Origin of the sequence: Rhodococcus sp. 008, assembly GCF_001682295.1 — a bacterium.
GTDB lineage: Bacteria > Actinomycetota > Actinomycetes > Mycobacteriales > Mycobacteriaceae > Rhodococcus_F > Rhodococcus_F qingshengii.
Genome location: NZ_CP012749.1, coordinates 365,965 through 389,431, shown reverse-complemented (window position 1 = coordinate 389,431; position 23,467 = coordinate 365,965). Strand labels below are relative to the sequence as shown.

Genomic DNA, 23,467 nt, shown 5'->3' with positions numbered 1-23,467 from the left:
CAGTGCCACGTTCGTCAGCAGACCTGCTGGCCGGCGCGATATGGCGATGCGCTGCAACCGAACCCGGATCCATATCTGACCCGGATGCCCTCGAAGCCGTGACCGAGTGGGTCGCAGCGTCCGTGCCTGGAACAGTCGTCGGTGCGTTACGTGCGGCGCAAACGGACGCCGGACGCACAAAGTCCGTTTCGTCGTCTGTTTCAGAATCATCCGTTTCATCGTCGGACTGGTGGTTCGTGACTACCGTGGCCACGACTGGTGAGGGGTCGTGGCTGCTCCAGTTCGACGGTATGACGGCGTTTGCGGATGTCTGGATCGGCGGTGTCCGTGTCGCGTCCACTGAATCCATGTTCGCACCTGGGGAAGTGAGCATTCCGGCCGGAGTCGGCGCTGGTAAACGTGTCCAGGTGGCTGTTCATTTTCATTCTCTCTCCGCGATTTTGAGATCGAGGCGTCCTCGAGGACGTTGGCGCTCGTCGATGGTCCGTGAGCAGGGCCTTCGGTGGATCCGAACCACGATGCTCGGTATGGCTCCCGTGTTCAGTGGTGTGCCGGTACCGGTGGGTCCGTGGCGGGGTATCCGCTTGTTGGACAAGGGGATTGTCGCCGTAGTCTCTGCTGTCAAGCATGCGAGTGTTGACGGCACAACCGGTCGCGTTGCCGTCAGTGCTCGGCTCACCGGATTGCCGGCCTCGCTGGAGTACGTGACCGTGCGTGTCGGCGAACACTCGCGGCAATTGGCTGTATCCGCCGGACCGGATGGATTTCTCGAGGTGTCCGGCGTCGTCGAAGTGCCGGAAGCGAAGTTGTGGTGGCCGCACACTCATGGCACCCCGCGCACTTATCCGGTGACGATGGAAGCGGTCGGAGTCTCCGAGCATCTCGGTTCAGTTGGCTTCCGGACGGTGGAGGTCGACAGATCCGATGGTGGATTCCGTTTGTATGTCAACGGCATCCGGGTGTACTGCCGTGGTTCGGTGTGGGTGCCGACCGACCCGATCTCGCTTCAAGGCGACGCCGGCACCACTCGCGTCTTGGAACGCCTGGCAGAGGCCGGCCTGAACATGATTCGAATCCCGGGGACGATGGTCTACGAGAGCGACCACTTCTGGGAGGAATGCGCGCGACTGGGCATTCTCGTGTGGCAGGACATGATCTTGGCGACGCTCGATCCGCCCGACACCGACGAATTCTTCGAACTCGTTGCCTCCGAGGTCACCGAGTTCTTGCACAGAGTGCGCGGAAATCCCGCTTTGGCAGTCTTCTGCGGCGGCAGCGAGACCGAACAGCAGCCGACCATGCTGGGCTTGGTCGATCAACACATCCCGCTCATTCATTCGAGACTGCCGGAGTTGATCTCGACGGTGGCACCCGAACTCGAGTACGTGACGTCGTCCCCCTCGGCGCCTCGCGGGGGCGAGCAATTGGCAACGCATGTCGGAAGCGGGGTCGCTCACTACTTCGGGGTGGGTGCCTATCGTCGTCCACTGGCCGACGTGCTCAGCGCGCGAGTACGTTTTGCGACCGAATCATTGGCATTTTCGATTCCACCGTCGAATGCCGTGATCGAGAACGAATTCGGTTCACTCGCCGTCGCGGGGCACCACCCGGCATGGAAAGCCGCGGTGCCTAGGGACAACGGATCGTCGTGGGATTTCGAGGATGTTCGGGACCACTACGTCTACGCGCTTTTCGGCGAAGACGCTCGTGAAGTCCGGTGGTCCGACCCGGAACGCTATCTCGACCTGGGGCGAGCAGCTGTATGTGAGGCGTTCGCATCGACGCTCGGATACTGGCGTCGCCCGGACTCTCGGTGCGACGGCGCCTTGACACTCGCACTGCGAGACCTGGAGCCCGGACCGGGATGGGGGGTCCTCGATTGGAGCGGCAGCCCCAAAGCTCCGTGGTTCGTGCTCCGTAGGAGCGCCAAACCGATTGCGCTCCTCGTCACGGACGACGGTATGGACGGATTGAGGCTCGACGCGATCAACGAGACCGCCGAACCTGTCGTCGGCGAGATCAGGTTTCGAGCGCACAGTCGGTCAGGTGTCGTCCCGGTCGACGTCGCGCTACCGGTCAAGGTGGAAGCGCATTCAAGTCTGACCTGGTCCGTGGACAGCCTTGTCGGCCGTTTCACCGACCTCACTCACGTCTTTCGGTTCGGGGCGCGGACATACGACGCCGTCACCGTCACACTCGAGGACGAAGACGGCGAGATGGTGGACGAAGTGGTCCACCTCCTGGGTGGCTCGGCGCGGCCTCGCGAGCGATCGGTCGGACTTGTTGCCACAGCGCGCAACGTCGGTGACGAAGAGTGGGTAGTCGACGTCTCGACGGATGCTTCCGCCCAATACGTTGCCCTCGAACTGCAGGGCTTCGAGCCCGAAGACTCCTGGTTCCACCTCGCGCCGAACGGTCGCAGGACTGTACGTCTACGGAGAACCGGTCAGGCGACGAAGGTGATCGGTCGCGTTCGGGCGCTCAACTCATACGTGAGTGCGGCCGTGGCGCCGCCGATCACTCCGGTCACACAATCCTCGCCGTCCAAGCGGACGTCGAAGAAGACGAGTGCTACGGGAAACTGAACGGATCGGACTGCGCTGCGAGATCGCACACCGATAGAATCGAACCGGCGCACAACTCTGCCTCGGTGGGGATATTGCGCTCGGGCTGTGCGTCCGCAACCCGTCATCACTGTTCAGGAGCGCGTTCGTTGACTTCCTTGTCCTCTGCCCAGACTGCGCTCGCTGGACTCGCCGAGGTCGCCCTCGCAGATGCCGCGTTCACTCCGGTGATCGAATCCATCGGCTCGGCCGCCTTGGACATCGTGGCTCCGAAGCCGGCTCGACCGTTCATCGCCGCTGCACTCGCCGCTCGCACGCCGGTGCTGCTGGTGACAGCCACCGGTCGTGAAGCCGACGATCTGACTTCGGAACTCACCGAGATGCTCGGTGGAGGCGTGGCGCAGTTTCCGTCGTGGGAAACATTGCCGCACGAGCGACTGTCGCCGAGCGCGGATACCGTTGGGCGACGGGTGGAGGTACTGCGCAGACTCGCCAGACCAGACGACGCCTCGTACGGATCGCCTCTTCGGGTGATCGTCACCACGGTGCGCTCTCTCGTTCAGCCGATGGCACCAGGCCTGGGCGAGATAGAACCGATCACGTTGCGCGTCGGCACCGAGATCGATTTCGATTCCGTTCTGGTTCGTCTGGTGGAGATGGCGTACAGCCGCGTCGACATGGTGGGAAAGCGTGGTGAGTTCGCGGTCCGTGGTGGCATTCTCGACCTGTTCTCGCCGACGGCGGATCATCCGGTCCGTATCGAATTCTGGGGTGACGAGGTATCGGAGCTTCGCTACTTCTCAGTTGCCGATCAGCGTTCGCTAGCGGACGTCGACGTCGATTCCGTGATCGCGCCGCCGTGTCGTGAACTGATTTTGACAGCTGATGTTCGTGATCGAGCTGCCGCACTCGCTGCTGAGAACCAGGCTGACGCGTCGTTGGTCGAGATGCTGGACAAGATCTCGGCAGGTATCCCCGTCGAGGGGATGGAAGCTCTGCTCCCGGTTCTCAAACCCGGTGAACTGCAGCTACTTTCCGATGTACTTCCTGAAGGGGCGCACATTCTTCTGTGTGATCCGGAAAAGGTGCGCACCCGCGCCACCGACCTGGTGCGCACCGGCCAGGAATTCTTGGAAGCATCGTGGACGGCGGCGTCGATCGGCGGCGCTGCACCGCTCGACACGTCGATCCTCAACGGCGGAGGAGTCGATCTCGGTGCCTCCGCGTACCGGTCGCTTCGTCATGTTCGCGAATCTGCCGAAGCTGCCGGCCGACCCTGGTGGACAGTCAGCCCGCTGGCGTCGGGAAACGGTGAAGAACTCGAACTCCCGGTGCATGCGGCACCGCAGGTGCGCGGTTCCGACGACCTGTTGGCCGAGCTGTTCGTCAGCCTTCGGGCGCACGTGAGCACGGGCGGTCGCGCGGCGATCGTGGTGGCAGGTGCCGGAACCGCAAGCCGCGTCGTGGAGCGACTCGGTGAAGCCGAAGTGCCCGCCAAGATGCTCGATGCCGGCGCTACCCCCGCCCGTGGACAGGTCGCGGTGCTCCGCGGATCACTGCATGACGGACTGGTACTCGCCGGCGACGACTCGACGCCTGGGATGGTGATCGTCACCGAGTCCGATCTGACCGGCAACCGCGTTGCTGCGGTCGGCGACGGAAAGCGCTTGCCGGCCAAGCGCCGCAATCAGGTTGATCCCCTCGCGCTGTCGGCAGGGGACATGGTCGTGCATGATCAGCACGGTATCGGCCGGTTCGTCGAAATGGTCGAACGCACCATCGGTGGGGCGCGTCGTGAATACCTGGTCATCGAATACGCGCCGAGCAAGCGCGGTCACCCGGGCGATCGTCTGTTCGTCCCGATGGAATCGCTCGATCAACTCTCCCGATACGTCGGTGGGGAGTTGCCGGCGCTGAGCAAGCTCGGTGGATCCGACTGGGCAAACACCAAGCGTAAGGCCCGCAAGGCAGTTCGTGAGATCGCGGGCGAGCTGGTTCAGCTCTACGCAGCGCGTCAGGCTGCTCCCGGGCATGCGTTCGGCCCGGACACACCGTGGCAGAAGGAACTCGAAGACGCATTCGCGTTCACCGAGACGATCGACCAGTTGACCGTTATCAGTGAGGTCAAGGCCGACATGGAGAAGCCGGTTCCGATGGACCGGGTGGTCATCGGTGACGTCGGGTACGGCAAGACGGAGATCGCCGTCCGCGCCGCGTTCAAGGCAGTGCAGGACGGCAAGCAAGTGGCGGTGCTGGTGCCGACGACTCTGCTTGCACAGCAACATCTTCAGACCTTCACCGAACGAATGGCGTCGTTCCCGGTGAAGGTGCGAGGGCTGTCCCGGTTCACCGACGCCAAGGACTCGAAGGAAATCATCGCCGGCATGGCGGAAGGTGAGATCGACATCGTCGTCGGTACTCACCGGTTGCTGCAGACCGGTATTCGCTGGAAGGACCTCGGGCTTGTGATCGTCGACGAGGAACAGCGATTCGGAGTCGAGCACAAGGAACACATCAAGGCGTTACGCACCCACGTCGACGTCCTGACGATGTCGGCTACCCCGATTCCTCGTACTCTCGAGATGAGCATGGCCGGGATCCGCGAGATGTCCACGATCCTCACACCGCCGGAAGAACGTCATCCGATCCTCACGTACGTCGGCGCGTATGCGGACAAGCAGGTTGCCGCGGCCATCCGGCGTGAACTTCTGCGCGACGGCCAGGTCTTCTACGTACACAACCGTGTCAGCTCGATCGACAAGGCAGCCAAGAAGATCCGTGAACTTGTCCCGGAGGCTCGCGTCGTCGTCGCGCACGGTCAGATGAACGAGGACACTCTCGAAAAGACCGTGCAAGGATTCTGGGAACGCGACTTCGACGTGTTGGTCTGTACCACGATCATCGAAACCGGTCTGGACATCTCGAACGCGAACACACTGATCGTGGAACGTGCGGATTCGCTGGGCCTCTCGCAGTTGCATCAGCTTCGCGGACGCGTCGGGCGTAGTCGTGAACGTGGATACGCCTATTTCCTGTACCCGGCCGAAAAGCCTTTGACGGAAACGGCATACGACCGACTGGCAACGATTTCGCAGAATTCGGACCTCGGCGCGGGTATGGCCGTCGCGATGAAGGACCTCGAAATCCGTGGAGCCGGAAACGTTCTGGGCGCAGAGCAGTCCGGCCACGTCGCGGGGGTCGGGTTCGATCTGTACGTCAGGCTGGTCGGTGAGGCGGTCGAAGCCTTCCGGGCTGCAGCCGACGGCAAACCGATCACAATGGACGAGGGCACGAAGGAAGTCCGGATCGACCTACCGGTGGACGCGCACATCCCGCCCGACTACGTCACCAGTGACAGGCTCAGGTTGGAGGGGTACCGCAAGCTCGCTGCGGCAACTGATTCCGACGGCATCGCTGCCGTAGTCGAAGAACTGGTCGATCGCTACGGCCCACTGCCCGAAGAGGTTCGACGGCTGATCTCGGTGGCCAAGCTTCGACTGCTCTGCCGCGAGTATCAACTGGAGGAAGTCGCCGTCACCGGAACTCAGCTCAAGATCTCGCCTATGTCACTGCCCGATTCCAAACAGATCAGGCTCAAGAGGATCTATCCGAGCGCGCAGTACCGGGCAACGACCGGGCTCGTGCAACTCCCGCTGCCTCGCACCGGCGGAGTCGGCTCGGATCGCCTGCGGGACGTCGAATTGCTCCAGTACATCGCGGACTTCATCCTGGCGATTGACGGGCGCGCCGCCGGTGCCGTCCTGGTCGAGGCGTGAGCACACGGTGAACGAATCGCCCGTCGTCGTACTGCTCGATCCTTTGCGGCCGCATGTCTTTCCGCTGGAGGCGCTCCCGTTCCTGTCCGGCGCGATCGATATCGACCCGGACGTCCCCGACTCGGTACGCGGCGCACTGCCGGCCACGACACCCGGCGCCGCGGTGACTGTGATGATGGACACCGCCGAGCCGAAGATCGCGGCGTTGTCTGCCGCTGGGGTAAAGATGATTCGCGCCGAACCCATTCACGGCGATCGACTGGTGGAAGCGGCGTCGATCATGGACCGGTTGTGGAATCGCGGCGGTTGGGAGTCGACCCAGACGCACGAGAGCCTCTCCGTTTACCTCGTCGAGGAGACCTACGAGGTACTCGACGCGATTCGAAGCGACGACGAGAGCGATCTTCGGGAGGAACTCGGAGACCTGTTGCTTCAGGTGTTGTTCCACTCGCGGATCGCTCAAGCACACGGTGTTTTCGAATTGGACGACGTGGCCGGTGCATTGATCGCGAAACTCGTGCACCGCAGCCCGCACCTGGTCAGTTCCGGGGCGGTCGACATCGCTGAGCAAGAGCGGGCGTGGGACGCTTTGAAGGCTGCCGAGAAAGCTCGCGCGTCATCCATGGACGGCATCGCTCGGTCGCAGCCGCCGTTGCTCCTCGCCGAAAAAGTACTGAGCAGGGCCGCCAAAGCTGGTGTGATCGAAAGCGCCGATGAAGCTGATCTGGAAGCTCTGATCGAGCAGTGCCGACGCGCCGACACTGCACTCCTGGGCGCCCTGGACATGCTGATCGCCGACATTCGGATTCGTGAGGGAAGACGTCTCGAAGACGTGGAGGATTAGCCCACTTTGACGTAATTGCCCGGTAATCACCTGGCAATCGGAAAATAGCTTGGGCTTGGTGAGTGCAGTTGAAACAAACCTAAGGTATGTTTACGTACGAAATGAGCAACACTGGGTCGTTTTCTTGCATGAATTGGCCTTTGATCGGCGGTTATGTAAGGGGGTCCGATGACGGTTCATTTCTGCACTGCGAGCAGCGAGGTACGGCAACCGGCGGGGTGTTGCCGTACCTGGACGCTCGCGGTGGCTACCGATCAGCGATCCCCCAAGCCGTTCGATCCGCTGACGCCGTTCGTATGACAAGAAAGACTGATGGCAAATGAGCGTTCATGCTGAGGTGGAGAGCCGGTCGGCGGTATCGCAGGATTCCGCTCATGTCGGAACAGACTGGCGCCGGGCATACCGGAAGCGGATCGCAGTGAGCGATTCGATCACGGTCCTGTTCGTGATCGCACTCGCTCAGATCGGCAGTATGTGGCCGCATCCCATCGAGTGGCTGACACCACTTAAAGTGATCGCGTCTGCAGCGTTGGGCGGACTGTGGATGATCGCCCTCGCACGGGGGCGTAGCCGTCATCAGGCGATGCTGGGCGAGGGCAGTGACGAGTACGAGAAGGTACTGCTCGCTACCGGCCAGGTCTTCGGAGTAGGCGCATTGGCCGGGATCATTCTGGGCGTGGGAATTGCGCGAAGCTACCTCATGATCGCACTGCCCGTCGGACTCGCTGCGCTGCTTCTCGGACGCTACCTCTGGCGACGCGACATTCGAAAGAAGCGTGCGATCGGGGATTGCCGTAACTCGGTGCTGTTGGTCGGTGGACATGCGTCCGTCGTTGCTACTACGCGTGCCTTCGTGCGGGAATCCTCGGCAGGCTACGACGTTGTGGGAGCGTGCATTCCGCGTCGGGCGACCGCGTTGGACGATCACATCGTTGTCGACGGAGCAGCAGTCCCGGTAATGGGCAACGAGTTCGAGGTAGTCGAGGCGATGCGCGCAAGTGGCGCAGACACCGTCATCGTAACCGGGACCGAAGACCTCGGACAGGTGGGCATTCGCAAACTGATGTGGGACCTCGAAGCCGAGGGCGTCGACATGGTGGTTTCACCGGTCGTGGCCGATGTGTCGAAGGCTCGCTTGATGTTTCGCCCTGCGGCGGGTCTCCCGTTGATTCACGTTGCGCGGCCGCGCTACCAGGGCGCGAACCGGCTTGCGCCCGCTGTTTTCGACGCGGTGTTCTCGATGCTGATGATCCTCCTCGTGGCGCCGGTCATGCTCGCCGCTGCCGCTGCAGTCAAGTTCACGTCGAAAGGCCCGGTGTTCTACAAGGCGGAACGCATCGGCCTCAACGGGAAACCGTTCCCCATGTTCAAGTTTCGTACCATGGTGGAAGGCGCCGATCAGCAGGTTGTCGATCTGATGGGGGACAACGAAGGCGCCGGAGGTGTGTTGTTCAAGATGCGTGAGGATCCACGAATCACGTCCGTCGGCAAGATCCTTCGTCGATTGAGTATCGACGAGCTACCGCAGTTCTTCAACGTCATTCGCGGAGAGATGAGCGTTGTCGGCCCACGGCCGCCATTGCGTCGCGAGGTCGAGATGTACGACGACGAGGTTGCCCGGCGCCTGCTGGTCAAGCCTGGCATCACCGGTCTCTGGCAGGTAAGTGGTCGCAGTGATCTCTCCTGGGAAGAATCTGTTCGTCTCGACTCTTCCTACGTGGAGAATTGGTCTGCGGCGCAGAATATCTCGATCATCACCAGGACCGTATCCGCAGTGCTCAGGAGCGACGGAGCGTACTGACCGGACAGAGGCAGTCAGCATTCCTGGAACTGGGCGCGAACATACCCGGCGGTTTGCCACACATAGTTCGCGGCCCAGACCCAGACCGGAAGTGGTCGGGGGTCCGCGACTACGTCAATGTCACCGTCCCAGCAACGGTTGATGATGTAGCGACTGCGAGAGACATGGGGAACGAAGGTCACAACGATGACACGCTTCCATCCCTGTGCCTCGGCGCGACGCCGAATCTCCTGTCCTTCACCACGCGTGGTCGACGGATCTGGCTTGAAACAGCTGACCTCGAAGTCGTAGGTTCCCTCGCATATTGCGGTGATCCTCGGATCATTGCTTCGATACGGATTCGAAAAGATGATCTGGGGCGCGTAGCCCTGCTCGGCCAAGGACAGTCCGTATTCTTCTCTGCCGTCGTGATCACCGCCGAGAACAACTATCGCGTCGGCCATTTCGGGTGTGTCGATCACCGGATCGACGTAGACCGGCCAGCCGGCGGCAGTGATTGCAGTAAGTCCGCCGACAATCCCGCTGAGAACGAGTACGCGTCGACGGACCTTGGGGCGAGTGGATTTCACAATTACTTCCTGTAGTGCAGATGTGGGAGCCGCTCAGAGCCCGTACTGGGTTTCGAGCACCGCACGAACGGCAGGCATTCCTAGTCGTTCGCGAGCAACATTTCGCGCGCGGGCGCCCATCTCTGCAGCGGCGACGGGATCCTTCAAGAGCGACGAGATCGCTGCGGTCACTGATTCGGTGGCGTCATCGGTCACGAGGCCACACCGACCATCCCGGATCAGTGGTGCGAGGCCGCACGTGTCGGTGACGACTACGGGCAGTCCAGCGGCCATCGCCTCGAGTACAGACATCGGGAACGGTTCGTTCACGGAGGGCAAGACATATACAGCGGCTTGACGAAATCGTTCGGGAGACTTGTCGAACGGTAGTGGGCCTTCGTACTGGATGCAATTGCTATGTCCGGAGCGTTCGATCAGTCGGTTGACGGCTTCTGCTTCACCCTCATCCGGTCCGACTATCGAAAAGCGCGCCGTGTGTCCGCTGTCCAACAACTCTTTTGCGGCTTCGACGAAGACCTGGGGTCGCTTTCTTGCCTGTAGTCGTGCGAGGTAGAGGACCTCGGGCGCGTCGCAACTGTTGACTGGCCGTGACTCGAGGTCTTCGGCCTCGGGGATCCCGTTGTTGAGTTCCACCAAGTTGACGCGACTGTCTCCGACAACAGACTGCAGGTCTGTGTGCTCTCGTTCGGTCAGATAGAACACTGTCCGTGCTCGTTTGAGGACCGGGATCGTGAAAGCAGCGTCCAACGGCCTTGCCAGCAATTTGTCTGTCTCGTCGATCATCCCGTGAGTTTGTGCGAAAACTGGAATACCGTATGCAAGAGCCAATTTCGCGGCAGGAAGGGTCACCAGGTCACGCGCGAGATGAATGTGCACGACGTCGAATTCTCGGACGTGCTTGCGAAGCCACACAAGCATCGACGGCGCGCCGATTCCCGCGTACCCGATTTTGGGGATCACGGTTCGCGCCGGAAACAATTGCAGAGCGATACCCTGCTCGCGTGTCGGTGGCACCGCGTATCCACGCTCACCCGCGGCGATAGTTACGTCATGCCCATTGTCCTGCAATGCTTTCGACTGATTTAGGGCGACCCTGATAGGCCCTCCGTAGGCGGCGTCCGGTGAGAAGAGAGTGACGATCTGCAGTATCTTCATCGTGCAGCGCCGGCCCGTGGCGCCAACATCGTGGCTCCGGCGGAAACATCGGACGTCACCAAAGCCGTCGCGCCGACGATTGCGTTGTCCCCGATCGTTACACCGCGGAGTATCGTCGCACGGGCGGCGATCCATGCTTGGTCACCGATGACGATGGGAGCATTGTCGAACTCGAATGTGGGACTTCGGTGATCATGACTGCCCGTACACAGGAGGACATCCTGCGAGATAGCCGTATTCGCCCCTATCGTGACGGGTTCGAGATTGAGTATCCATGTTCCCTCGCCGATCCACGAGTCTGCTCCGACCGTCAGTTTCCACGGCCAGTGGATACGGACGCGGTGTCGAATCAGGACCCCGTCGGCGATGTCGGCACCGAACCGCCGGAGAACTGCAACGCGTACTCCATTGGGGCACCACCAATGAGAAAGCAGCACACCGGAAATCGCGAGCCAGGAGATTTGGACCAGCGGGCCGCGTCCCTTGTCGTATCCTGCACCGGTGAACCCGGACAGAGTGCGGTTTGTGCTCACAGTCGGACCGCTGCAGACGAATCCCGTACGTGCTCGCGATACCAGGCTACGGTCGACTCGATGCCCTCGCGGGTTGAGATCTGTGGTTTCCAACCGGTGGCCATCAATGTGGACACGTCGAGTAGTTTGCGCGGTGCACCATCGGGCTTGCTTGTGTCCCAGTCCATTCGGCCTTCATATCCCACTGCTTCGGCCACAATATTTGCGAGCTCTTTAATGGTTTCGTCGTGACCGGTACCGACGTTGACATGCCCGGACTCGTCGAAGGTGTCAAGTAGGTGAAGGAGTGCATCGGCCAAGTCGTCCACATGGAGGAATTCTCGACGTGGGCTCCCCGAACCCCAGTTTGTGACTGATTCAATTCCCTCGTTCTTAGCTTGGTCGAGACGGCGGATCATCGCAGGAAGTACGTGCGAAACATTCTCCGAGAAGTTGTCGCCGGGTCCGTACAGGCTTGTCGGCATCGCCGAGATCCAGGGCAACCCGAACTGCCTACGAACAGCCTGGACCTGGATGATTCCCGCAATCTTGGCGATCGCATATGCGTCGTTGGTCGGTTCGAGATGGCCGTTCAGTAATTGATCTTCTCTGATCGGCTGTGGCGCCAGGCGCGGGTAGATGCACGAGGACCCGAGGAACAGCAATCGGCGCACGCCGTGCCGCAGCGCTGCGTCGAGCACATTGGTCTGGATCTGAAGGTTGTCGGAGATGAAATCGACCGGATACGTGTTGTTCGCGACGATTCCTCCGACCTTCGCGGCAGCCAAGACGACGCACGACGGTTTGGCGGCTTCGAAGAAGGCGAATACGTCTGCTCGGTTTCGCAGATCGAGTTCGGCAGATGTGCGGCCGATCAGGTCGGTGAAGCCACTCTGTTCGAGCTTGCGCCAGAGCGCGGATCCCACCAGTCCCTTGTGTCCGGCGATGTAAGTCGGGGCGCTGCGATCAAGAGGTGCAATCGATTTCGTTGTGATCATGAGAGCGAGATCTTCCAATCAGGGAGATGCGGCGTGTCGATCCACGGTGTGCCGGCATGCGCCAATGCTGCGATGTCGGCGTCCATCATGATTCGAGCCAATTCTGGGGTCTGTACTGTCGCTTTCCAGCCCAGTTTGTCCTCGGCCTTGCCTGCATCGCCGACCAGAGCGTCCACCTCTGTGGGGCGAAGGTAACGAGGATCGAATTTGACGTACTTCTGCCAGTCGAGACCCACATGTTCGAATGAGGCCACGACAAAATCTTGGACCGTGAAGTTTCCTCCAGTGGCCAACACGTAGTCATCTGGTTCGTCGACTTGAAGCATCCGCCACATACCCTCGACGTACTCGGGTGCGTAGCCCCAGTCCCTGACCGCGTCCAAATTGCCCAGGTACAGGGAATCTTCGATCCCGGCCTGGATTCGCGCGACTGCACGCGTGATCTTTCTCGTGACGAATGTTTCACCGCGGCGGGGTGACTCGTGATTGAAGAGGATCCCGTTCACCGCGTGAATTCCGTAGGCCTCGCGATAGTTCCTGGTGACCCAGTACGAGTACACCTTTGCAGCGCCGTACGGCGACCGCGGATAGAACGGGGTGTCCTCGTTCTGTGGAGGCGGACTGGCTCCGAACATTTCCGAACTCGAAGCTTGGTAGAAGCGGCACTGCAATCCCGTCATGCGGACTGCTTCGAGCAAACGAATAGACCCGATTCCGGTTGTGTTGCCTGTGTGTTCGGGCTCGTCGAAGCTGACCCGCACGTGCGACTGCGCAGCGAGGTTGTATACCTCGTCTGGTGCGATCTTCGACAGGAGCGTGACGAGTCGTGCGCCGTCGGACAGGTCACCGTAGTGCAAGAACAGCCGTGCGCCCAGTTCGTGAGGGTCCTGATAGAGGTGATCGATGCGTGACGTGTTGAAAGTTGATGCGCGTCTGATCAATCCGTGAACTTCGTAACCTTTGGCCAACAACAGTTCTGCCAGGTAGGAACCGTCCTGTCCGGTGATCCCTGTGATGAGTGCGCGTTTGGTCATCGAGCGTCAGCTGCCTTGTCTATGTTCGTCGTCTTCAGATCCGAGTCGAGATGTGTGAGGTTTTGTTCCGAGCAGCTCGCGTACTAACTGCGGCCGGCCACCAGCTCGCGTACTAACTGCGGCCGGCCACCAGCTCGCGGATCCACTTTTCGCATTTGTCGATGGACGCGGTTTTGCCAACCGAGGTGGCGCAGTAATGGACCCCGGCGGCACCAAGTCTGGCGGAAGTCTCCGCGTCGCCCGCGAGTTGTAGGGCTGCAGAGAGCAGGCCTGCGGGATCACCGTTCTGAGTGACGACCCCAGCACCGGAGGCACGGATCTCGTCGGCAGTCGTAGATGCCACATCGGTTGCGGCGACAATCGGGGTACCGCTGCTGAAATACGACGTCAGCTTGCTCGGCACTGCCATCCCGACGATCCCGGGTGCCTCGTTGACCAGTAAAACGTCGGCGGCGGCCATGGCAGTGCGGAAATCCTGGTCGTCGAGTGGGCGGACGAAGTCGATTCGATCGACTCCGACTGCCGCGGCTTCGAGGTTCGGTCGCTGATTGCCGTCACCGACCAGAACGAATCGGATTGGCAGACTCTGCTCGTCGGCGAGTCGAGCGGCCTCGACGACATTTTCCAGACCTTGTTTCACGCCCATGTTTCCGGTGTGCAGAACAATGGTTTCGTCAGGCGACCAACCGAATTTGGTGCGTGCGGCGGTGAGATCGTCCACATCGATCGGCGTCACGTGCGTCCAGTTCCGAACCACTGTGACTCGTTCGCGTGGGACGTGAAGTTCGTTGACGACATGGTCGACGAAACGGTCATGGACGACGGCGATTCCGTCGGCGGACTTCACGACAGCCGCCTCGAGCCTGGACGTTGCGCGGGCACTGCGGCCTGTCATCGCACCGGTCTCCACGACGCCTTGACCGTACAAGTCGTGTACCCAGACCCCGATGGCCGGACGTTTGGGTGTCAGCCGAGCACGTCCGAGGACCATCGCAGTGGCCAGCAATGCCGGACTGGTGCACACGATTACGTCAGGTGTGTTCCATCCGGAACTGGCGGCACGTGCGCCGAAACTCAGCTCCATCTTGATTCGTCCCAAGGCATTCGGTGGGCTGGGCACGAAGTGGCGGCGTCGGTGAACGTGAACGCCGTTCACGACCTCGTCGATCGACCGTCCCTGGTAGGAAGCGTCGATTTCCCACGCCGGATAGTGCGGGTACCCGGTGACGACGTGCACCTTGTGCCCGCGCTCGCCGAGGGACTCGGCAAGGTCCGTCATGTACGGGGCTATCCCCGTGGTTTCCGGCGCGTAGTTGATGCCGAGAATCGTGATGTTCAGCGATTCGACGGGACCACGATTGGATAACTCGAAAGTCGCGGAGACGCCACCAGGTTTGTCGTGCATCTGGTCGATCTGGGTGCTGATGACGAACCTCCAGTTGGTAAACTGCGCTTCAAACAGTCAAATGGTTTGGTTTACGCTATTTAAGCCCTATTTCCACGGTTTATCAACCGGTCTCATGTCGTGCTTCGATCGCCGGGAGCGATGTTGCTGCATCAGATGGAGGCGAGCCTGTGCGCGCGTAGTGTTAACCAGCAGGTTGCAACAGGGTGATGGGTGGACTGGCCTCGTTGGGCAATTTCGAATGTGGCGGAGCGCACTGGCGGAAGGCGGAGATTTCGATCCGGCCGCGGGTTCCCTCGGAGGTTCTGCAAACTCGCTGAAACCGGCGCACGGTTGTTTTGCCGCGAACGAAGGGAAATTGGTCGGTGAGGATTGAATTTCGGGCACACGTGATCGTGGAGGGATGAAGTGAAGGTCGATCCGCTGGCAAGCACGTACTGCTGTCACGCGCAGGAGTCCTTCGGCCCAGTTGATAGAGCTGGTGTCGTAGCCGTTGTCAACGAGTGGATCTCGGAGACTTTCGAAGCGGGTATCGGGGTCTTCCCCCTGATTTTCGAGATGCGTACCGCTGGTGAGGGTTCGCCTACTGCCTCGTTACACGGACTGGGTGCCGTCGAAGGAATGCGCGTGGCCGACGTGTCTTCGGCGATAGGCGTCGAGGTATTCGACCGGACATTGTTCAAGTATTTCAATGCGCGACGATTCAGTGACCCTCGCGAGATCACTGTCGTCGTTGCACGCAACATGATCGGCCTGATCTATTCACACATGTTTGGTGACGAGACGGTCTTCATGCCGAAATCAGAACGACTCTTTCTTGCGTTGTCGGGTCTGGATCCGGCGCTTGGTCCGCGCTCTCCCGCTGTGCGCAGATTGTCGAAGCGTCGGATCGTTGCTGCCGGGCTTTTGATGGCGTCGACCAATCCCTTGATTGCCGCGACGTCCCTGAGGCGAATCCTCAGTGGTACAAGTATGTTCCAGCGTGAGGTGGTGAGTCGGCGGGCATCGGGAAACGCAATCTCGTCCTCGGCCGTATCCACGGAACCTGTTCGCGGGTGGTGGCTCTCCGTTCGTTTGGTTGCAGCACCTGGAACCCGTGTGCCTTCCGTGTATTTCTATTGCGCAGTGCTCGCGGCTCTGGAGTGCGGCCCCGACGTCACTCATCACGTGGTTGTCGACCTGCGATCGGCATCGCCCCTACTGGCGAGGACAGGGGGGAATGCGTTCAGTCACATTCCTTTCCGGGCAGATTGGACAGCTAGTAGTCCCCTCGAAGTGGCTTCGCAGGTTCGGTCGAGGATTCGCTCCGGCGAGGCGCTCGTCCGGCGTGCTGCTGGGGAGTTGGTCGGACGGCGCAATAGTCGGTCCCGGGCCGACCCTGATGGCGTGGCGTCCCCGATGGTGCTTGCAACTACAATGTCGTGTTTTCGGGTGCCCGGTGATCGAGATCATGCGTTCAGTGGTGGTGATCTGGCGTTCGCGAGGGGAATGCAGACACTCGAGCCGGCAGTTCTCGCGTCCAACATGCGCACGACGGGCCGCTACGCCGACTGTACATACAGCCATTCGGGTAATTTCGTCGATCTCGAGAAGATGCGTTCGGCCGTCAACGCTGCGGCCGCCTACCTCGGGCTTCGAATCGCGGTCAACACTGGCTCGCACTTCGACTAGAGAAGGTTCGTCTGGAGGAGGTTCTCTCTGGAGGAATGCACGAAGGCAACCCCGGCTACTTCGCAGTAAACAATCCTATAGACTGTTTCAGGTGGACTGAGCCGACCGACGGTTTCAATTTGATCTCAGTCTGGAGACACCACGTGTGCAAGGGAGGTGGGGTCGTGGCAGGTCTGAAGCTGCGAGTGCTGTTCAGTGCGGGTGACCAAGTGCTGTCCAGCGTAAGTAACGCGTTGATTCTGTTCGCGATGGCCGGACCGTCCTCCGTCAGTGAGTTCGGTCTGGCGATCCTTGTTTTCTCCATCCTCACGGCTGCGCTCGGATTCGTTCGAGGTGCAGTTGGCACACCCCTGCTGTTGATGAGTGCCCACAGTCGCAACAGGATTCGCGCGGAGAGCAGACATGCGATCTCGGGTGCTGCCACCTTCGGAGTCCTGGTTGGGATCGTTGCCCTCGGAGTCTCGGTTTTCCTTCACGAACCGCAGGTGGGGATTGCATACGCCGTTGCCGCGCCGGTTGTTCTCGCGCAGGATGCCTTGCGGTTCACCGCGATGTCGATGGGAGAACCGGAACACGCGTTCTTCAGCGACGCGTTGTGGGCGAGTGCGGCGTTCGGTGTGCTTGTCGTGACTTGGATTCGACCAGAGGCACTTTCGATCGCAGAGATGATTTGGTTGTGGTCCGTCGCCGGAGGACTCGCACTCGTTTACCTGATGATTCGCGTACAGACGCTACCGCGACTGACTGGTCTGTATCGCTGGTGGGCGTCGTTCTGGACTCATCGAATCCGGTTCGGATTCGAGAGTGGCATCGACCAACTGGCTGCAATCGTGATCGTCGCGGTGTCCACGGCCTTCATCGGAACGGTGGCTGCCGCGTCTTTACGCGGAGCCGTGACCGTCTTGGGGCCGTTCGCCGTGCTGATCAGTTCTCTTCCACTGATCGTCATTCCCGAATCGGTGCGGGCCGGCCATACCGCGCGCCAGGTGTGGAGCACACTGCGTTATGCAGCGTGGCTCACATCTGCGATGGCGGCAACGATCGGATTCGCCGCTCCCTTCCTTCCAGATGCACTCGGCCGAGTCGTTCTAGGTGAGTCCTGGGCCGAGGCTCGCCATGTTCTGCCGTTTCTCGGACTCGAGTACGCGGCGATCTGTTGGATAGCGGGTGTTTACAATCTCTACCGCACTCAAGGAGCCAGCGGACGACTGCTCAAGCTGCGAATTGTCCAGAGTCTCACGGCAATCGTCATCTGCAGCGCGGCCGCGGCCCTCACAGGAACCGCGGTCGGAGTCGCGATCGGGCTGGCGGTCTCGTCCGTCCTCGTTGCGGTGTGCCTGGTGGTCGCTGCCCAACGGAAGCACTCCGGCCGTGAAGACCCCGCGAGCGTGCCGTCCACTGCTGATCGTGCCGAACCAGGCGATCTGCGCCGAACACGAACAGGCGCACTGGCCGGGACGACCACGTGAAAACAATTTCCAGCGGGCGGACAAAGCCTCACGAGTTCGCGGAATTCGACGTCGGGCGGCAGGACTCGTTGATGCCACCGCTGATTGCGATCTGGACCGCGGTGATCATGGTGATCATCGTGCCTTTCGCAGTCGTCGAGTTCACTCCGACACCGCCAGGGCGTGTATGGATGGCGGTACTTGCCGTCACCACGATTTCGGGACTGCGCTATGCGTGGATTGTGGGCGAGGGCTTTCGTCGGCTCGTCGAGATGTCGTTCTGGGTTTTCACCTATGTCTTCATGGGTCTTGCCCCACTTGCCCAGCTCCGCCTGCGAGAGATTCCTCCTACGACGCCCCGAGTGGATCCGTCCCTCAACTCGACAGCGGTGGCTATCGTCCTTCTGGGAATCGGCGGCTTCCTGGTGGGATTAGTGTTCTCCGGAGCGGTGTGGCGTCGAATCAAAGACACGCGATGGGGAAACGCCACAAGCGTGCGTGTGGATCCCGTTCGGGTTTTGATTCTTGCCGGTTGCGCCCTGGTCGCCAACGCGTACTACATCAAGAAACTTGGTGTAGGGACGCTTCTGTCGAGCCGAAGTGCCGTGGTGGAGCAGGCGAGTGCGTCGCTGGGGCAATCCACGGTCGCCAGCATCATCGGCGCCGTCGCGATGATGTCCTTGCTTGTCGCATTCATCGCGGTGGTCAAATACCGTGATCAGAATCCGGGAGCCGATCGTTTGTTTCTTCTCTGCGCCATCGTGCTCGGAGCCGTGCTGTTGTTGACTTTCAATCCGATCTCGAGTGCGAGGTATCTGTTCGGTACTGCAGCACTAGCCGTGGCGGCACTTTTCGGACTCTTCGCGACCCGTGGTCGTTTCCGTGTGGTTGCCTTGCTTGCCGTGGCTGCACTTGTCCTGGTCTTTCCGCTCGCCGATGCGTTCAGGTACAGCACGTCGGCACAGTTCAAGACAAGCTCGCCTCTCGAATCGCTCACGTCTCCGGACTACGACGCATTTGCGCAGGTAAACAACACCGTCAACTTTGTGAATACGCACGGGGTTACCGATGGCAAGCAGGCACTCGGAGTTGTTCTTTTCTGGATTCCGCGGACCATCTGGCCCGGCAAAGCTACGGACACGGGCATCCTGCTCGCGGAGAGCCGCAACTACACGGTCAAGAACCTTTCTGCTCCGTTGTGGTCCGAGCTGTTCGTCAACGGTGGGTGGATCGCGCTGATTGTCGGAATGGTTGCTCTAGGCTTGATCGCAGGGATTCAGGACAGACGAATCGAACTGTCGCTGCGCCAGTCCAGGGCGCCGACGATCCTTGCCTGCATCCTGCCCTTCTACCTGATCATTCTGCTCAGAGGATCACTGCTGCAAGCGATGTCGTACTTCCTCGTCATCATCGGTTGTGCATTCTTCGTCTCACGGCGGGAGGTGACTCGATGACTCGGACGAACCGATTCTCGTCGAGAATCTCTGCCCGTCGCCCGCTGGAACTCGTGGGCCTTGCTCTGCTGGTGGTACTGGTCGTTTGTGCGACGGCGCTGTCGGTGCGTCAGAATTCGGCTGCCGGAAACGGCCGGTCCGCCCTCACAGCAGCGACAACGGTTCCTCAGTTGCCGCCGGACACAGCGCCGGCATCGATGTGGTTCGGCGACAGCTTCACTGCGGGCATCAACGGAATCGGGCTCGGGGCATACCCGAGAATCATCTGCGTCCGGATGGGGTGGGACTGCAATGTCGATGCTCAGGGAAGCACCGGTTTCACCAACGACGGCGCACCCGAGTATCAGGGAACTACAACACGATTCGAGAATCGACTACAGGTGTCGATCGAGCGGTATCGAGCGGACATCATTTTCGTGGACGGTGGGCGAAACGATCTGCACATGAGTCCGATGGATTTGTTTCCCGTCATGACGTCGTACATCGATACCGTCCGGGATGCATGGCCGGATGCGCGTCTGGTGATCATCGTGCCGACATACGTCACACCTGTGCCGTACGACGGATACGACCAATTCGTATCAGCGCTGCGAAGTTACGGGGAATCGGTTGCCGCGACCGTGATCGATCCTGTTGCCGACGGTTGGTACGCCGACGTGGACCTCACGACACTGAAATTCGAGGACGGTGTGCACCCGAATGCAGTGGGGAACGCAGTGATTGCTCAGAAACTGGTGGAATCGCTGACCGCCTCCGGTGTGATTCGCGAGGGCGCGCCGAATGGGGGGATTCTGCGATGAACCCGTCCCGCTTCTTCGGAGTCCTTCGTGACAAGTGGGTTGTCGTCGGCATCTCGACATTGCTCGGCCTGCTGGTAGGCGTTCTGCTGACATTGCTCACGCCGACCACTTTCAAGTCCTCGACCCAGCTCTTTCTCACCACGCCAGGGTGGGGTACACCGACCACTCTGGGCAATGCCGATTCGAGCCCTTTCCAAGGTGACGAATTCTCGCAGCAACGAGCGGGTACGTACACGCGTCTGGCGGAGGGTGCCGACTTCTCGGCCCGCGTCGCAAGTCGTCTGGGCGAGAGTGGTCTGCGTGACGTCGAAAGCATTTCGGTTCGCGTTGTGCCCGACACCGTGTTGCTCGAAATCTCTGGCACCACCGACAGCGCAGACCGGGCGTTGCAACTGACGAACGCGGCTTCGGATGAGATGAACGAGACGATCCGGCGACTCGAGACGCCGAGTGGGACTTTGATCCCGACGGTTCAGCCGCTGACTGTCGTCACGGCGTCAGCACCGACGAGCCCGGCTGGTCCGCAGACGATTCCGAACGTTCTTCTGGGGTTGGTCGTCGGATCGCTGGTTGGAGTGACTGGTGTGATCTTGGCTGCTGCGAGGTCGAGAGCAGTTCAGGGTGTCGACGAATTAGCGGCCTGGACGGGTCTACCTGTGCTCGAGTCGATCCCGTACCTCGGTGACAGGGGATTGTCCGCCGAGGAAGGTGCTCAGTCGGCATCGAGAAGTTATTTTGAGAGACTGCAGTTCAACCGAGATCTCATCGGGTCAGGTACGCCCGCGTCACCCGTGCTCGTGACCGCTGCCGACGAGGGGAAGATCAGCAGGTTCGCAGCTGGCGGCATTGCCGATGCTGCTTGCGCTCTGGGGTATTCGGTGGTTCTCGTCGACTGCAACTTCCGATCCTCGCGTGCACATATCGAGTTCGGGGTCACCGACATCGTCATGTCGGACAGCGTCCTCGATGATGTTCTGATCTCGACACCGCTGCATCCGACTCTCCTCCGGAGCGGTTCGCCGACCGAAACTCCGGAGCGAGTCTTCGAGTCTGAGTCGTTCAGGCGCATGCTGCGAGATCTGAGTGCCAGGTTCGACGTAGTGGTTGTTTTCGACTCCGGCGGGACGCAGTACGCCGACTCGGGCCGACTGGCCAAGGTATGCCGTTCGATAATCCTTGTCGTTCAGTCTCATTCGACAAACATGCAGACGGTGATGACGAAGATTCACGATCTGGAAATCGCAGGAGCGAAAATCGAAGGTTTGGTCCTCTTGACGACCACGCGCCGAACGCAGCGAGGGGCAGTGTTGCCCGTGAATCGGCCAGACACAACTGACTCGGTGGCAAGTTACACGCCACGGCGCGACGGAGACACACGCACACAGCGATCTCCAAGAAAGGCGAACACATGAATGCACTCAGCACTGCCGCGCGAATTCTGAGGCGGGGGTGGGCAATACCTGTCTTCGCGGTGCTCGGCTTGATCCTCGGTGCTTTCATGGCCATCTCGAGTCCGTCGTCCTACACGTCGACAACTGTGCTGTTCATCGGCTCGCCGATCAGTGCTGACTCGGCTGGCGCCTACCAGGGCGATCTGTTTTCTCAGCAACGAGCGGCGACCTATGCCCAACTGTTTTCGAGCGACGATCTGGCGGTCAAGGTGATCGACGACCTGGGTCTTCCAATGAGCGGACATGAGTTGGCCTCGCAGGTTTCGGCGGCAGCAGTTGAGAAAACTGTGCTCTTGCAGGTCTCTGTCACGGATTCGACGGCCGAAGGATCGGCCGGTATCGCCAATGCGTATGCGAAGAATTTTGCACAATATGTGGGGCAGTTGGAGACCCCTAACGGTGGTGGCCGTCCGAATACCTCCGTCCAGGTGGTCACCGAGGCCAACGCTGAAGATGCCAGTGGGGGTTCGAATCTCGTGATGACGTCCCTGTTCGGCCTCATCGGTGGCCTGGTCGTCGGCATCGGCGTCCGGGTGCTCCTTGGGCGACTCGACCGGTCCGTTCGAAGCGCTTCCATGCTCTCGGCCGTTGCAGGTGTACCGATTTTGGCGACAGTTCCGGAATCGGCCTCGCGGGGATTTCGCGCGTTGACGTTCCCCGCCGACGGCGCGACCGCCTATGCCGAGTCGATACGCAAGCTCAGGACAGGTATCGAGTTCGCCGGCCCGAGTGCCGACGCGATCCGTTCGGTCCTCATCGCCTCGCCTCGGTACTCGGAGCCTGCGGGGTGCATCGCAGCCGATCTCGCGGTTGTCCTGTCCGAAGCGGGACGTCGAGTGCTGTTGGTGGACGGTGACTTGAGGTCGCCGAGCTTGGATTCATACCTCGGTATCAAGCCGGCAGTCGGCTTTTCCGACGTGCTGGCCGGTGCGATTCCGCTCGTGGACGTGCTCGTTCAGGTACCCGGTCGCTCATTGACTCTGCTGCCCGCCGGCTCGATACGATCCGATTCCGGTGATGCCATCGCATCGGTCTCGGCACGCGAGATGCTTTCGGAAGCCTCCGAGAAATTCGAATACACGATCGTCGTGGGTCCACCGTTGTCGCTCTATTCCGATTCGGCTGTGATCGGCTCAGTCGTCGACGGCGTGGTTCTTGTTTCAACACAGAGTATTTCGTCGGTCGACGAGGTGGAAGGCGCAGCGACCACGCTGCGCGCTGCCGGCGCGAACCTGTTGGGCGCGGTGCTGTCGGGTGTCGGACGGGGTGGCTTGGTCAAGGTCCGCAGCCGTGTGAGTGTGGTGGACGCGCCTGCGGCGAACGAGCCTCCGGTGAATGATGCATCGAATGAACCAGTCGGCGCGTGGCCTCCCGTTGAACGAGGAGCCGGCGCGCAGGTAGTACACGCAGAACCAGGTGTGGGATCGACGGGGAAGAATGAAGTGGAGAAGCATGTTTCGGGGGATTCGGCCGAATCTCCGGCCGAAGACATGCGCATCGATTTCGACGAATGGGAGCCGGCGGAGACTGAGGGGCGCTACACGCGCAGTGATCTGGACAGTCCGACAGTGGCGATCCCTCGCTCGATGCTCCGCACAATGGTCGCGCAGAAGGCGAACCTCTCGAGTGACGAGTTGCCGACCGATAAGCGGCAGGTAAGATCACTCGGTGGGAACGGCGATTCCGATTCCAGGTCGAATCACCCGTCGCAAGCTTCGGATTCTGTGCAGCAGAATTGAATTGGAATTCGATTTCCAGGTTCGGGATGTCAACGTCACCGGACATTGCGGCGTAAGGCCGTGTGTGAGAAGGGGTGGCTGATTCGGTGAACGCCGATGCTCGAAAACGGAAACGGGTGAGTATCGAAGGTTCGCGGGACAGGAAATTTCGTGCAGTTGCCATCGGCATTGCGCTGGTGTCGTCAGTGCTTCTCGTAGTGGCCGGCCTCAGGCTCTCTGATGGAGTGGACCCAAACGCGAGGGTTG

The 23,467-nt window shown here is 60.7% G+C and carries 17 protein-coding genes; 11 read left to right on the top strand and 6 right to left on the bottom strand.

The window, feature by feature from the left end; translation table 11 throughout:
• Window positions 1-2: 2 nt before the first annotated feature.
• The 5 genes from AOT96_RS01710 (at window position 3) to AOT96_RS01695 (ending at window position 8,985) form a co-directional block, all read left to right on the top strand.
• Window positions 3-2,585, top strand: coding sequence for a glycosyl hydrolase 2 galactose-binding domain-containing protein (locus AOT96_RS01710; protein WP_065351223.1), 2,583 nt, complete (start codon window positions 3-5; stop codon window positions 2,583-2,585).
• Between the two features lie 128 nt (window positions 2,586-2,713).
• The gene (mfd, locus tag AOT96_RS01705; protein ID WP_003946285.1) at window positions 2,714-6,340 is read left to right on the top strand and encodes a transcription-repair coupling factor; all 3,627 of its coding nucleotides are present in this window, start codon (window positions 2,714-2,716) and stop codon (window positions 6,338-6,340) included.
• Window positions 6,341-6,347: 7 nt separating this feature from the next.
• Window positions 6,348-7,184, top strand: coding sequence for a MazG family protein (locus tag AOT96_RS01700; RefSeq protein WP_030536281.1), 837 nt, complete (start codon window positions 6,348-6,350; stop codon window positions 7,182-7,184).
• Window positions 7,185-7,352: 168 nt separating this feature from the next.
• Window positions 7,353-7,484 carry a hypothetical protein gene (locus tag AOT96_RS36300; RefSeq protein WP_257784561.1) on the top strand — a complete coding sequence of 44 codons (132 nt, stop codon included), beginning with the start codon at window positions 7,353-7,355 and terminating at the stop codon, window positions 7,482-7,484.
• A 19-nt stretch (window positions 7,485-7,503) separates the two neighbouring features.
• Window positions 7,504-8,985 (top strand): sugar transferase, encoded by a 1,482-nt coding sequence (locus tag AOT96_RS01695; protein WP_042920929.1) that lies wholly within the window; start codon window positions 7,504-7,506, stop codon window positions 8,983-8,985.
• Between the two features lie 14 nt (window positions 8,986-8,999).
• Here AOT96_RS01695 and AOT96_RS01690 read toward each other — a convergent pair whose 3' ends face one another.
• From AOT96_RS01690 to AOT96_RS01665, 6 genes are all read right to left on the bottom strand, one after another.
• Window positions 9,000-9,554 (bottom strand): YdcF family protein, encoded by a 555-nt coding sequence (locus AOT96_RS01690; protein WP_007728868.1) that lies wholly within the window; start codon window positions 9,552-9,554, stop codon window positions 9,000-9,002.
• A 33-nt stretch (window positions 9,555-9,587) separates the two neighbouring features.
• Window positions 9,588-10,709, bottom strand: coding sequence for a glycosyltransferase (locus tag AOT96_RS01685; protein ID WP_065351222.1), 1,122 nt, complete (start codon window positions 10,707-10,709; stop codon window positions 9,588-9,590).
• A complete protein-coding gene (locus tag AOT96_RS01680) occupies window positions 10,706-11,242 on the bottom strand; it encodes a DapH/DapD/GlmU-related protein (RefSeq protein ID WP_042920924.1) in 537 nt (178 codons plus the stop codon). Before AOT96_RS01680 ends, AOT96_RS01685 begins: the two co-directional genes overlap by 4 nt.
• Entirely contained in the window at window positions 11,239-12,219 is a 981-nt protein-coding gene (locus AOT96_RS01675) for a GDP-L-fucose synthase family protein (protein ID WP_007728859.1), read from the bottom strand. The genes AOT96_RS01680 and AOT96_RS01675 overlap by 4 nt, the downstream gene beginning before the upstream one ends.
• A complete protein-coding gene (gene gmd, locus AOT96_RS01670) occupies window positions 12,216-13,253 on the bottom strand; it encodes a GDP-mannose 4,6-dehydratase (RefSeq protein ID WP_007728857.1) in 1,038 nt (345 codons plus the stop codon). Before gmd ends, AOT96_RS01675 begins: the two co-directional genes overlap by 4 nt.
• 112 nt (window positions 13,254-13,365) lie before the next feature.
• The gene (locus AOT96_RS01665; RefSeq protein ID WP_081377531.1) at window positions 13,366-14,658 is read right to left on the bottom strand and encodes a glycosyltransferase family 4 protein; all 1,293 of its coding nucleotides are present in this window, start codon (window positions 14,656-14,658) and stop codon (window positions 13,366-13,368) included.
• Window positions 14,659-15,066: 408 nt separating this feature from the next.
• On the opposite strand from AOT96_RS01665, the gene AOT96_RS01660 reads away from it, so the two are divergent.
• The 6 genes from AOT96_RS01660 to AOT96_RS01635 all read left to right on the top strand — a co-directional run bounded on the left by AOT96_RS01660 (window position 15,067) and on the right by AOT96_RS01635 (window position 23,221).
• The gene (locus AOT96_RS01660; protein ID WP_007728853.1) at window positions 15,067-16,329 is read left to right on the top strand and encodes a hypothetical protein; all 1,263 of its coding nucleotides are present in this window, start codon (window positions 15,067-15,069) and stop codon (window positions 16,327-16,329) included.
• Window positions 16,330-16,493: 164 nt separating this feature from the next.
• Window positions 16,494-17,798, top strand: coding sequence for a hypothetical protein (locus tag AOT96_RS01655; protein ID WP_058226034.1), 1,305 nt, complete (start codon window positions 16,494-16,496; stop codon window positions 17,796-17,798).
• Window positions 17,795-19,231, top strand: coding sequence for an oligosaccharide repeat unit polymerase (locus AOT96_RS01650; RefSeq protein ID WP_007728850.1), 1,437 nt, complete (start codon window positions 17,795-17,797; stop codon window positions 19,229-19,231). The genes AOT96_RS01655 and AOT96_RS01650 overlap by 4 nt, the downstream gene beginning before the upstream one ends.
• Window positions 19,228-20,031: an SGNH/GDSL hydrolase family protein gene (locus AOT96_RS01645; protein ID WP_054781156.1), complete on the top strand. Its 804-nt coding sequence runs from the start codon at window positions 19,228-19,230 to the stop codon at window positions 20,029-20,031. Before AOT96_RS01650 ends, AOT96_RS01645 begins: the two co-directional genes overlap by 4 nt.
• Window positions 20,028-21,443 carry a hypothetical protein gene (locus tag AOT96_RS01640; RefSeq protein WP_065351221.1) on the top strand — a complete coding sequence of 472 codons (1,416 nt, stop codon included), beginning with the start codon at window positions 20,028-20,030 and terminating at the stop codon, window positions 21,441-21,443. The genes AOT96_RS01645 and AOT96_RS01640 overlap by 4 nt, the downstream gene beginning before the upstream one ends.
• Complete coding sequence (locus AOT96_RS01635; protein ID WP_083197576.1) at window positions 21,440-23,221, top strand: polysaccharide biosynthesis tyrosine autokinase; 1,782 nt, start codon at window positions 21,440-21,442, stop codon at window positions 23,219-23,221. The genes AOT96_RS01640 and AOT96_RS01635 overlap by 4 nt, the downstream gene beginning before the upstream one ends.
• The last annotated feature ends 246 nt before the right edge of the window (window positions 23,222-23,467 follow it).